This window comes from Streptococcus mitis SK1080 (assembly GCF_000220085.1).
Classification (GTDB): domain Bacteria; phylum Bacillota; class Bacilli; order Lactobacillales; family Streptococcaceae; genus Streptococcus; species Streptococcus mitis_K.
On the sequence record NZ_AFQV01000006.1, the window covers coordinates 20,790 to 33,368 of the forward strand.

The following is a 12,579-nucleotide window of genomic DNA, read 5'->3' on the forward strand; positions in this document are numbered from 1 at the left end:
CAGGTGTGCTGTTCATCTATGGGAGAAATGCCCTTTAACAATGGTAGGGTATGAGTTTTACCTATATTACTGGAGACGCAAAGTTACTGGATGGCAAAAATTTTTTATGGTAATACTTTTCAGAAATCAAAGGGGAGTATGGTATTACCTCTGATGTTTACACAGTATATACAGGTATATACAAATAGTGGATATGGGCCTTATTTCTTGAGTTTTTCTAAAGAAAATGGTATAATTGCGACAAAAAGATATTAAAGGTGGTAATACTTTATGAATAGAAAAAAACTTCTCACTGCTAGCTTAGCTAGTGTTGCTGTTTTGGGAGCGACTTTAGCTGCATCTCAGCCGTCAGTCGTGAAAGCTGATGATACTACTCTAGCTCAACCAGCTGGAACAACTGACACTTCTAAATCAGAAGTTACAAGTCCAGAGATTAAAGAAGCTGAAGCTGATGCTAAAGCTAAGGAAGAAAAAGTTACTGAAGCTCAAGCGAAAGTAGATACAACAACTACTGCAGCTAACGAAGCAGCTACTAAACTTGAAGCTGAGAAAAAAGAAGCTACTGAAGCTGATGCTGCTAAAACTAAAGCTGAAGAAGCTAAGAAAACTGCTGCTGATGAATTAGCTGCTGCTAAAGCAAAAGCTGCTGAAGCTGACGCTAAAGCTAAAGAAGAAGCTAAAAAAGAAGAAGAAGCTAAAAAAGAAGAAGCTGATTCAAAAGAAGCTCTAAAAGAAGCTTTCGCTAAACTTGAAAAAGAAATCGACGCTGATTCTAATATCAAAGACAAAGAAGCTGCAAAAAAATTACTTGGTAAAGAAGACTTACTAGCAGCTGTAGAAGCTGGTGATTTAAAAGCTGGTGATGTTCTTAAAGAATTAGAAAACGACAATAACACTGCAAGCAGTACTGCTACAACTTCAGCTGAAGCCAAAACTAAAGATGAATTACCAGAAGACGTTAAAGCTGGAATTGAAAAAGCTGAAAAAGCTGATGCTGCTCGTCCTGCATCAGAAAAACTTCAAGATAAAGCTGATGACCTAGCTGAAAAAATCGAAGAATTAACTGCAGTTGCTGAGGCTGATAAAGCTAACGCTGATAAAAAAGCTGAAGCTCTTAAAAAACAAGAAGATACTTTAAAAGAAGCTAAAGAGGCATTAAAATCTGCTAAAGAAAATGGTTCTGATGCTGATATCGTCGCTTCATTAGATAAAGCTGTAAAAGCTATCGAAAAAGAACGTGATGCTGCTCAAAATGCTTTTGACGAAGCAAATTCTCCATTAGCTGGCTACAAAGCTGAAATCGATGCACTTACTGACGAGTATAACAAAGCTCTTGATGAAGTAAAAGCTGCTAAAGAAAAAGAAGCTAACGAACCAGCTAAACCAGCAGAAGAAGAACCAGCTAAACCAGCAGAAAAAACAGAAGCTGAAAAAGCTGCTGAAGCTAAAGCAGAAGCGGATGCTAAAGTTGCTGAGTTAGAGAAAAAAGTTGCTGAAGAAACTAAAAAAGTTGAAGAAGCTACTGCTAAAGCTACAAAAGAAGTTGAAGATGTAAAAGTTGCTGAAACAGCAAAAACGGAAGCTGAAAAAGCTAAAGCTGATGCAGAAGCTGAATTAGCTAAAGCTAAAGAAGAAGCAGAAAAAGCTAAAGCTAAAGTTGAAGAACTTAAAAAAGATGAAGCTGACACTAGAACTGCTCTTAAAGACGCTTTAGATCAACTTGAAGAAGCTGCAATCGCTGAAATCAATAAAGATGCAAGCATCACAGACAAGGAAAAAGCCATTGCTGAGAAAAAAGCTGAAATTGGTAAAGAAGCTATCTTAGAAGCAGTTGAAAAAGGTGACTTGACTGCAGGAGATGTTCTTAAAGAATTAGAAAATGACTATAACACTAGAAATAAAGATCCTGAAAAGGTTGACGAAACTAAAAAATTAGACGCTGAAGAAGCTAAGAAAATCGACGAAATTAATAAAGCAGATAAAGCTAAAGAAGATGCTAAGACAGAATCAGAAAAATTGCAAGATAAAGCTGATGATTTAGCTGAAAAGATTGAAAAATTAACTAAAGTAGCTGAAAAAGACAAAGCAGAAGCTGAGAAAAAAGCAGCAGCATTTGAAAAACAAAATGCAATTTTAGAGAAAGCTAAAGCAGCCCTAAAAGCAGCAAAGGATAACAATGCTACTAAAGAAGTGGTTGATGAATTACAAGAGGCTGTGAACAAACTTCAAGCAGCTACAGAGGAAGCTAAAACAGAGTTTGATAAATATAATGAACCATTACAAGCTTATACTGAAGAAATCAACAGGCTTACTGATGAGTACAACCAAACTCTTAAAGATATAGCAGCTGCTAAAGCAAAGGAATCTTCAAATAGTGATACAGTTCTACAACCAGAACTTCCAGAGTTTAATGGTGGAGTAAATCTTGATGACGCGCCAAGACAAGGCAATCGTCCTACATCAGGTTCAACAACACCGTCTACACCAGCTCCTGGAACAGATACTCCAGCTGCACCAACAGCTGAAACACCAGCACCAGCACCGACAGCTCCAGCTGTAGCAGGTACTAGTCAAGACAACACTTATCAAGCACCAGCTGCAAAAGCAGAAGATAAGAAAGAACTTCCAAACACTGGTGGCAAAGATAATGCTGCAATTGCATCATTAGGATTCCTAGGCTTGCTCCTTGGTGCCCTTCCATTTGTAAAACGTAAAAACTAATTAGTTAAAAATATGAAAGAGAAGGACTTGTTACCTTCTCTTTTTTTGTATATAATCGCGTGAGGACTTTGTTGGATAGTAGAAAATAAAAAGTGAACAAGACAATATTTCATTCTTGTTCGCTTTTATGTTATTAGTGATTGTATAATCTTATAACAGTGCCTCAAACTCAGCGACGGTCATGCCCAACTGCTGGCTGGCAACCTCGGAAGTCAGGAGACCTTGGCGGACCATGTCTAAGAAGGCAAAAAGTTTCCCTTCTTCCCTTCCTTCAACTTTCCCACGCTCCAGTCCCTGTTCAATGCCTTCTGCTCGTCCTCGTTTCAGTCCTTGTTCAATCCCCTCTGCTCGACCACGTTCTAAGCCTTTTTCCTCAGCTTGTTCCAAGGCATAGTCCTGTGCTAACAAGGCTTGTTCTTCACGCATACGTAGTTGACTAAACATTTTCCTGTCCTCCTCGGACCAGCTTTTATAGTCTAGCAGTTGGTCTGCTTGGCTGATGGCTCGCTCGGGTTGTTGAGTAAAGGGTTTATTACCGAAAAACTCCAACCATGGCTTGCGAACCTCGTCCTTGCTGGTTTCTCTGTATTTTTTAATTTTTATTTATGATGGTCTTTCAATAATTCTTCAAACTCAGAGACAGTCATACCCAGCTGATGACTGGCAAATTCAGAGCTTAAAACATGTTGGTGAACTAAATCAAGAAAGGTAAAAATTTGTCCTTCAACTTTCCCACGCTCTAGTCCCTGTTCAATGCCTTCTGCTCGTCCTCGTTCCAGTCCTTGTTCAATCCCCTCTGCTCGACCACGCTCTAAGCCTTTTTCCTCCGCTTGTTCCAAGGCATAGTCGTGTGCTAATAATGCCTGTTCTTCACGCATACGTAGTTGACTAAACATCTTCCTGTCCTCCTCGGACCAGCTCTTGTAGTCTAGCAGTTGGTCTGCTTGGCTGATGGCTCGCTCGGGTTGTTGAGTAAAGGGTTTATTACCGAAAAACTCCAACCATGGCTTGCGAACCTCGTCCTTGCTGGTTTCTCTGTATTTTTTAATTCCAAGAATGCCATCTTAACCAGATGGTTTTCTTGTCCATTATTGGTGATGGTTAAGACTTCACCCGTCGTATCTTCTCGCATGCTAAAGCTATGAAAAGCCAAATCATCTGAGAAGTAGTTGCTATCCACAATAGCTATTGCGTAAACAGGTGCGATATGCTTGTAGCTCTGGTGTGTATCACCTTCTCGTTGGCGAATTTTTTCGAGGTTTTGATTGACCTGACTACATAGATAAGCCCATAGGCGATTGATGAAAAAATTCTGATGATGCACCTGAATCTCAATAATTACTTGAGTGCCGTTATCCAACTCAGCCAAAACATCTATACTTGTATAGAAATCCTTCGCCGAGTACGGCAGGGAAGGTAAGACATGAATATTACTTCCTTCCAAAATGGTTACATTTTTGGCTGGTAAATCCAGCATATCGCGGATAAATTGACAAGTGATTTCTGGATTGCTAAAGATTTTCTTAGCAACCAAATCGTTAGTTGGGCTGATGCCCGGATGACGTAAGGTCATATTTCTTCTCCTTTCATTATAGCACATTTTTTAATCTAGGTTTACTAGATTTGATGCTTCTATCTATTTATTCGGAAAAAGTATGAAAAATATTGGGTATGGCTCTTTCCAATGGTATTTTTTGGTGCTTTCCTTTATAATGGGTGTATGGATAAGAAAAAATTATTATTGATTGATGGGTCTTCTGTTGCCTTTCGGGCGTTTTTTGCGCTCTATCAGCAGTTGGACCGTTTTAAGAATGCGGCTGGTTTGCATACCAATGCGATTTATGGCTTTCAGTTGATGTTGAGCCATTTGTTGGAGCGGGTTGAGCCTAGTCATATTTTGGTGGCTTTTGATGCGGGGAAGACGACCTTCCGTACAGAGATGTATGCGGACTATAAGGGTGGTCGGGCTAAGACTCCGGATGAGTTTCGTGAGCAATTTCCCTTTATTCGTGAGTTGCTGGATCATATGGGGATTCGTCACTATGAGTTGGCTCAGTATGAGGCGGATGACATCATTGGGACACTGGATAAACTAGCAGAGCAGGATGGTTTTGATATTACCATTGTCAGTGGGGACAAGGATTTGATTCAGCTGACGGATGAGCATACAGTGGTTGAAATTTCCAAGAAAGGTGTGGCTGAGTTTGAGGCCTTTACGCCAGAATATCTTATGGAAAAGCTGGGTATCACACCGACTCAGTTTATCGATCTCAAGGCGCTTATGGGTGATAAGTCGGATAATATCCCTGGGGTGACCAAAATCGGTGAAAAGACGGGTATCAAGCTCTTGCTGGAGTATGGTTCGCTTGAAGGTATTTATGAAAATATCGATGGGATGAAGGCTTCTAAGATGAAGGAAAATCTCATCAATGATAAGGAACAAGCCTTTTTGTCTAAAACACTGGCGACCATTGATACTAAGGCACCGATTGAGATTGGTTTGGAGGATTTGGTCTATAGTGGTCCAGATGTGGAAAATCTTGGGAAATTCTACGATGAGATGGGCTTCAAACAGCTCAAACAGGCTTTAAATGTGTCGTCAGCTGATGTGGCTAAGAGCTTGAATTTTACTATTGTTGACCAAATCAGTCAAGATATGCTGAGTGAAGAGTCTATCTTCCATTTTGAGCTTTTTGGTGAGAATTACCATACGGATGATTTGGTTGGTTTTGCCTGGTCTTGTGGGGATAAGCTCTATGCTACAGACAAGCTTGAGATTTTGCAAGAGCCGATTTTCAAGGACTTTCTAGAAAAAACACCTCTGAGAGTTTATGATTTTAAAAAAGCTAAAGTTCTCTTGCATCGTTTGGGTGTGGATTTGCAGGTGCCTGCTTTTGACAGTCGTTTGGCTAAATACCTCCTTTCGACTGTGGAGGACAATGAAATTGCGACTATTGCTAGTCTTTATGGTCAGACTTATTTGGTCGATGATGAGACTTTCTATGGTAAGGGAGTCAAGAGAGCCATTCCTGAACGCGAGAAATTCTTGGAACACTTGGCTCGTAAGCTTGCTGTTTTGGTCGAAACAGAGCCTGTTTTGCTTGAAAAACTTATCGAAAATGGGCAATTAGAGCTTCTTTATGATATAGAGCAACCTCTTGCCTTTGTACTTGCCAAGATGGAAATTGCTGGGATTACGGTCAAGAAAGAGACCTTGCTTGAGATGCAGGCTGAAAATGAGCTTGTCATTGAAAAGCTCACTCAGGAGATTTACGAACTGGCTGGTGAGGAGTTTAATATCAACTCACCTAAGCAGTTGGGCGTGCTTCTCTTTGAAAAATTGGGGCTACCTCTAGAATACACTAAGAAAACTAAGACCGGTTATTCGACAGCAGTGGATGTGTTGGAGCGTCTCGCTCCTATTGCGCCAATTGTTAAGAAAATCTTAGACTACCGTCAGATTGCCAAGATTCAATCGACTTATGTGATTGGCTTGCAGGACTGGATTTTGGCTGATGGCAAGATTCATACTCGTTATGTGCAGGATTTGACCCAGACCGGGCGTTTGTCTAGTGTGGATCCAAACTTGCAAAACATTCCTGTGCGTTTGGAACAAGGGCGCTTGATTCGGAAGGCTTTTGTGCCTGAGTGGGGGGATAGTGTGCTGCTCAGCTCGGACTATTCACAGATTGAATTGCGCGTTTTGGCGCATATCTCTAAGGATGAGCACTTGATTAAGGCCTTCCAAGAGGGGGCAGATATCCATACTTCGACAGCCATGCGGGTCTTTGGCATTGAGCGTCCTGAGGATGTGACTGCAAACGACCGTCGCAATGCCAAGGCAGTTAACTTTGGAGTGGTTTACGGGATTTCAGACTTTGGTTTGTCTAATAACCTGGGCATTAGCCGTAAGGAAGCCAAAGCCTACATTGATACCTACTTTGAACGCTTCCCAGGCATCAAAAACTACATGGATGAAGTGGTGCGTGAGGCGCGTGATAAGGGCTATGTGGAGACCCTCTTCAAGCGTCGTCGTGAGTTGCCAGATATCAATTCGCGTAACTTTAACATTCGTGGTTTCGCAGAGAGGACGGCTATCAACTCACCTATCCAGGGTTCGGCAGCAGATATTCTCAAGATTGCCATGATTCAGCTGGATAAAGCCTTGGTTGCAGGTGCTTATCAGACTAAGATGCTGTTACAAGTGCACGATGAAATCGTCCTTGAAGTGCCTAAATCTGAATTGGTAGAGATGAAAAAATTGGTCAAACAAACCATGGAAGAAGCCATTCAACTCAGTGTTCCTCTTATCGCAGATGAGAATGAAGGGGCAACCTGGTACGAGGCTAAATAAAAAGGGGGCTAGTCCTCCTTTTTGTAGTAGAATTATGCAAGCCTTTTCAAAATGTGCTATACTGATGAAAAAGGAGGATTTCTATGAGTCAAGAATTTATCAATCCAAGTGATGGTGTGATTCGTCAGTATCTAGCAACGAGTAAAACCCTTGCTGTTGTGGGTTTGTCAGACCGTGAGGAAACAACCAGCAATCGAGTGACTAAGGAAATGCAGGCTCGGGGTTATAAAATTATCCCAGTCAATCCCAAGGCGGCAGGTGGAGAAATCTTGGGTGAAAAGGCTTATGCTAGTCTCGCTGAGATTCCTTTTCCTGTAGATATTGTCAATGTTTACCGTCGCAGCGAGTTTCTGCCTGATGTGGCGCGTGATTTTCTCAAAGCTGATGCCAAGATTTTTTGGGCACAGCTAGGACTTGAAAGTCTAGAAGCAGAAGAAATCTTGCGTGCTGGTGGATGTGATGATATCGTGATGAATCGTTGCATCAAGAGAGAACATACACGCTTGATTGAGGAAGCATAATAAAAAGGTAGCTGTGGGCTACCTTTTTATTATACTCAATGAAAATTAAAGAGCAAACTAGGAAACTAGCCGCAGGTTGCTCAAAACACAGTTTTGAGGTTGTGGATAGAACTGACGAAGTCAGTAACCATACCTACGGCAAGGCGACGTTGACGTGGTTTGAAGAGATTTTCGAAGAGTATTAGAAAATGCCGATAAGGGTCTGCATACCAAGACTGGTGAGGATGATGGCAATCCAGCAGATGGCTCCGAGAATAATGGATTTTCCACTGGATTTGACCATAGCGACCAGATTAGTTTTGAGACCGATAGCACTCATGGCCATGATAATGAGGAATTTGGAGAGTTGTTTGAGAGGGGTAAAGAAACTACTGGACACACCGAGAGAGGTCAGTAGGGTGGTTAGGAGAGATGCAAGGATAAAGTAAAGGATAAACAGTGGGAAGACTTTTTTCAGTTGTAAGCCTTGCTTATTTTTTTGCTCGCGACTTTGCCAGTAGGAGAGAAAGAGAGTGATGGGGATGATAGCCAGAGTCCGCGTAAGTTTGACAATGGTTGCGGATTCGAGGGTATTAGTCTGGTAGAGACTGTCCCAAGCGCTGGCTGTGGCGGTTACAGAGGAAGTGTCATTGACCGCAGTCCCTGCAAAGAGGGCGAAGCCGTCATTTGATAGATGAAGCCAGGTACCTAGCGTTGGAAAGATGAGCGCAGCCAAGACATTGAAGAAAAAGATAACGGAGATAGCTTGGGCTACTTCCTTTTCCTTAGCATGGATAACAGGCGCTGTCGCCGCAATGGCAGAACCCCCACAGATAGAAGAACCTACTCCAATCAAGGTAGCCAGTTTTGTATCCAGTGTAAAGAAGTGCTGGAAGAGGTAGGCAACAATCAAGGCTATTGAAATGGTGGATAGGATGACAGGGAGTGAAGATTGCCCAACTGCGAAGACTTGCGAGATATTGAGACCAAAACCAAGCAAGATAACGGCATACTGGAGCAATTTTTTAGAACTAAAGGTCAATCCAGCATCCAGTTGTTTATAGGGTGAGAGAAAGGGATGGAGAAGCATGCCTATGAAAATTGCAAAGACGGGCGCGCCAATGACAGGGAAGAATCCGCCTAAGTACCAAGATAGGATAGAAATGAGAAGGCAGGTCAAGATACCTGCTCCATTTTTTGATAGAAATGACATAAAAACCTCCAAATAGAATCTGTTACCATTATAGACCTGTAGAGAGGAAAAGTAAAATAGAAAGTGGAGCTAACAATTATTTGACAAGGCGCGCTAATCATGTGATAATAATCTTACAAGAACTGTAACGAAGTCTTGGCAAAAACAAAGATACTAGAGCTCCACCTCTGGTATTTCTTTTTGTCCAGTTACATTAAAACTAAACTCAGGTTTTATTTTTTGTCGCGCTTATCTAACCACTTTCTGACTATCCACTCAGAAATGACATTACCGATAATAGTAATCAGTAACGGGGCTAGAATAGTTGTAACGAAGATTATCAAAACCTCAATACTCGTCGAAAATCTCATGATACGTTGTCATCTTCGGCTTACCTAACTTTAGTTATGCTTTCACCTCGATTCCTAGTCTCATGAGATTTTCATTGGGTATTCTAAAAACATAGTGTTGTAATCAATTTAAATTAACACACTTCAATTTGTTATGCTAGCGTTATTCTATAATGTATTTTTGCGGTCGGGGGGCTTTTGTAGTATAATAGAGATACGTTTTTACAGTAGGAGGTATCTATGGACTTAACTAAGCGCTTTAATAAACAGTTAGATAAGATTCAAGTTTCGTTGATTCGTCAGTTTGACCAGGCTATTTCGGAGATTCCTGGGGTCTTGCGTTTGACTTTGGGGGAACCTGATTTTACAACGCCAGATCATGTCAAGGAGGCGGCCAAGCGAGCGATTGACCAGAACCAATCCTACTATACAGGGATGAGTGGCCTGCTGACTCTACGTCAGGCGGCCAGTGACTTTGTTAAGGAAAAGTACCAACTGGACTATGCTCCTGAAAATGAAATCTTGGTCACTATCGGAGCGACAGAGGCTTTATCTGCGACTTTGACAGCTATTTTGGAAGAGGGAGACAAGGTGCTCTTGCCAGCTCCTGCTTATCCGGGTTATGAACCGATTGTCAATCTAGTTGGGGCAGAGGTTGTCGAGATTGATACGACTGAAAATGGGTTTGTCTTAACTCCTGAAATGTTGGAGAAGGCCATTTTGGAGCAGGGAGACAAGCTCAAGGCGGTTATTCTCAACTATCCAGCAAATCCGACAGGAATTACCTACAGTCGGGAGCAGTTGGAGGCCTTGGCAGCTGTTTTACGCAAGTACGAAATTTTTGTTGTCTGTGATGAGGTTTACTCAGAATTGACCTACACAGGCGAAGCCCATGTGTCTCTGGGAACTATGTTGAGAGACCAGGCTATTATTATCAATGGTCTATCTAAATCACATGCCATGACAGGTTGGCGTTTGGGTCTGATTTTCGCTCCTGCAGCCTTTACAGCCCAGTTGATCAAGAGTCACCAGTATTTGGTTACTGCCGCAAATACCATGGCGCAACATGCTGCGGTGGAAGCCTTGACGGCTGGTAAAAATGATGCGGAACCTATGAAGAAGGAATACATCCAGCGTCGGGACTATATTATCGAGAAAATGACTGCTCTTGGTTTTGAGATTATCAAACCAGACGGTGCCTTCTATATCTTTGCTAAGATTCCAGCGGGCTACAATCAAGATTCCTTTGCTTTTCTAAAGGATTTTGCTCAGAAGAAGGCCGTTGCCTTTATCCCTGGAGCTGCCTTTGGGCGTTACGGAGAAGGCTATGTGCGTCTGTCTTATGCAGCCAGCATGGAGACTATCACAGAAGCTATGAAACGACTTGAGGAGTACATGAGAGAAGCATGATTCAGTCTATCACGAGTCAAGGCTTGGTGCTCTACAATCGCAATTTTCGTGAGGATGACAAGCTCGTCAAGATTTTTACAGAGCAGGCTGGCAAGCGCATGTTTTTTGTCAAACATGCTGGCCAGTCCAAACTGGCTCCTGTTATTCAGCCCTTGGTGTTGGCACGATTTCTCTTACGAATCAATGATGATGGGCTCAGTTACATCGAGGACTATCATGAGGTGATGACCTTTCCCAAGATTAATAGTGATCTCTTTGTCATGGCCTATGCGACCTACGTGGCAGCTCTTGCCGATGCTAGTTTGCAGGATAATCAGCAGGATGCTCCCTTGTTTGCTTTTTTGCAAAAGACTTTGGAGTTGATGGAAGCTGGCTTGGATTATCAGGTTTTGACTAATATTTTTGAAATTCAAATCTTGACTCGATTTGGGATCAGCCTCAATTTTAATGAGTGTGTCTTTTGCCATCGGATCGGTCAGGCTTTTGACTTTTCTTTCAAATATGGAGCCTGCCTCTGTCCAGAGCATTATCATGAGGATGAGAGACGTTGTCATCTCAATCCCAATATCCCTTATTTGCTCAATCAGTTTCAAGCCATTGATTTTGAGACCTTGGAGACCATTTCGCTCAATCCTGAAATCAAGCAAGAGCTACGCCAATTTATGGATCAACTCTACGAAGAGTACGTTGGGATTCACCTAAAATCAAAGAAATTTATTGATTCCCTATCCGACTGGGGACAATTACTAAAAGAGGAAAAGAAATGAAAAAAATCGCAGTAGATGCCATGGGGGGCGATTACGCACCTCAGGCCATCGTTGAGGGTGTCAATCAAGCCCTAGCTGACTTTTCAGATATCGAGGTTCAACTCTACGGAGATGAAGCTAAAATCAAGCAATATCTGACAGCGACAGAGCGCGTCAGCATTATCCATACGGATGAGAAGATTGATTCAGACGATGAACCTACGAGAGCTATTCGGAAGAAGAAAAATGCCAGTATGGTATTGGCGGCCAAGGCTGTCAAAGAAGGCGAAGCAGACGCTGTTCTCTCAGCTGGGAATACAGGTGCTTTGTTGGCGGCTGGGTTTTTCATCGTGGGTCGTATCAAGAACATCGATCGTCCTGGGCTTATGTCGACTTTGCCGACTGTAGATGGGAAAGGTTTTGACATGCTAGACCTCGGTGCTAATGCGGAAAATACAGCCCAGCACCTCCATCAATACGCTGTCCTCGGTTCCTTCTATGCTAAAAATGTCCGTGGAATTGCGCAACCACGTGTTGGTTTGCTCAACAATGGAACAGAGAGTAGCAAGGGTGACCCGCTTCGTAAGGAAACTTACGAATTACTAGCAGCTGATGAAAGTTTGAACTTTATCGGAAACGTGGAAGCGCGTGATTTGATGAATGGCGTTGCGGATGTTGTTGTGGCAGATGGTTTCACGGGAAACGCTGTGCTCAAATCCATTGAAGGGACAGCCATGGGAATCATGGGATTGCTCAAGACAGCTATTACAGGTGGTGGTCTCCGAGCGAAACTAGGCGCACTCCTTCTCAAGGACAGCCTCAGATGTTTGAAAAAACAGCTCAACTACTCAGATGTTGGTGGAGCGGTCTTGTTTGGTGTCAAGGCACCTGTTGTCAAGACTCATGGCTCAAGCGATGCCAAGGCTGTTTATAGTACAATTCGCCAGATTCGTACCATGCTAGAAACAGACGTAGTTGCCCAGACTGCGCGTGAATTTTCAGGAGAATAAAAGAGATGACAGAAAAAGAAATTTTTGACCGTATTGTGACCATTATCCAAGAGCGACAGGGAGAGGACTTTGTCGTGACAGAATCCTTGAGTCTGAAAGACGATTTGGATGCTGATTCAGTCGACTTGATGGAGTTTATCTTGACACTGGAAGATGAATTTAATATCGAAATCAGTGACGAGGAAATTGATCAACTGCAGAGCGTAGGAGATGTGGTTAAGATTATTCAAGGAAAATAGCAATCGGAGTTCCAAGGCAACGGAAGTAGATGGTTTTTAGAAATGAGGAATATCGGA

The 12,579-nt window shown here is 42.4% G+C and carries 8 protein-coding genes and 2 pseudogenes; 7 read left to right on the forward strand and 3 right to left on the reverse strand.

All coding sequences use genetic code 11. The annotated features are described in order from the left end of the window. Positions 1 to 270 precede the first annotated feature (270 nt). Entirely contained in the window at positions 271 to 2,721 is a 2,451-nt protein-coding gene (locus HMPREF9957_RS03460) for an LPXTG cell wall anchor domain-containing protein (RefSeq protein WP_001080342.1), read from the forward strand. A gap of 150 nt (positions 2,722 to 2,871) precedes the next feature. Here HMPREF9957_RS03460 and HMPREF9957_RS0102070 read toward each other — a convergent pair. Together HMPREF9957_RS0102070 and HMPREF9957_RS03470 are read right to left on the reverse strand one after the other, a co-directional pair. Continuing rightward, positions 2,872 to 3,324 (reverse strand): annotated as a pseudogene (locus HMPREF9957_RS0102070) (Rpn family recombination-promoting nuclease/putative transposase); the annotation flags it as partial. Further along, positions 3,321 to 4,294, reverse strand: a pseudogene (locus tag HMPREF9957_RS03470) (Rpn family recombination-promoting nuclease/putative transposase). The pseudogenes HMPREF9957_RS0102070 and HMPREF9957_RS03470, both read right to left, overlap by 4 nt. A gap of 147 nt (positions 4,295 to 4,441) precedes the next feature. Here HMPREF9957_RS03470 and polA point away from each other — a divergent pair. Continuing rightward, a complete protein-coding gene (polA, locus tag HMPREF9957_RS03475; RefSeq protein WP_004241996.1) occupies positions 4,442 to 7,075 on the forward strand; it encodes a DNA polymerase I in 2,634 nt (877 codons plus the stop codon). 83 nt (positions 7,076 to 7,158) lie between these two features. Beyond that, on the forward strand, positions 7,159 to 7,596 hold the full coding sequence (locus tag HMPREF9957_RS03480; RefSeq protein WP_000076477.1) for a CoA-binding protein: 438 nt from the start codon (positions 7,159 to 7,161) through the stop codon (positions 7,594 to 7,596). A gap of 181 nt (positions 7,597 to 7,777) precedes the next feature. Here HMPREF9957_RS03480 and HMPREF9957_RS03485 read toward each other — a convergent pair whose 3' ends face one another. After that, on the reverse strand, positions 7,778 to 8,788 hold the full coding sequence (locus HMPREF9957_RS03485) for a YeiH family protein (protein WP_000009166.1): 1,011 nt from the start codon (positions 8,786 to 8,788) through the stop codon (positions 7,778 to 7,780). A 569-nt stretch (positions 8,789 to 9,357) separates the two neighbouring features. On the opposite strand from HMPREF9957_RS03485, the gene HMPREF9957_RS03490 reads away from it, so the two are divergent. Genes HMPREF9957_RS03490 through HMPREF9957_RS03505 form a run of 4 tightly spaced genes read left to right on the forward strand, consistent with a single transcriptional unit; the run spans position 9,358 to position 12,522 of the window. Continuing rightward, on the forward strand, positions 9,358 to 10,527 hold the full coding sequence (locus HMPREF9957_RS03490; protein ID WP_000366355.1) for a pyridoxal phosphate-dependent aminotransferase: 1,170 nt from the start codon (positions 9,358 to 9,360) through the stop codon (positions 10,525 to 10,527). Further along, positions 10,524 to 11,294 carry a DNA repair protein RecO gene (recO, locus tag HMPREF9957_RS03495; RefSeq protein ID WP_000616132.1) on the forward strand — a complete coding sequence of 257 codons (771 nt, stop codon included), beginning with the start codon at positions 10,524 to 10,526 and terminating at the stop codon, positions 11,292 to 11,294. The genes HMPREF9957_RS03490 and recO overlap by 4 nt, the downstream gene beginning before the upstream one ends. Further along, positions 11,291 to 12,283 (forward strand): phosphate acyltransferase PlsX, encoded by a 993-nt coding sequence (gene plsX, locus HMPREF9957_RS03500; protein ID WP_000717439.1) that lies wholly within the window; start codon positions 11,291 to 11,293, stop codon positions 12,281 to 12,283. Before recO ends, plsX begins: the two co-directional genes overlap by 4 nt. Before the next feature lie 5 nt (positions 12,284 to 12,288). After that, positions 12,289 to 12,522: an acyl carrier protein gene (locus HMPREF9957_RS03505; protein WP_000136446.1), complete on the forward strand. Its 234-nt coding sequence runs from the start codon at positions 12,289 to 12,291 to the stop codon at positions 12,520 to 12,522. Positions 12,523 to 12,579 lie beyond the last annotated feature (57 nt).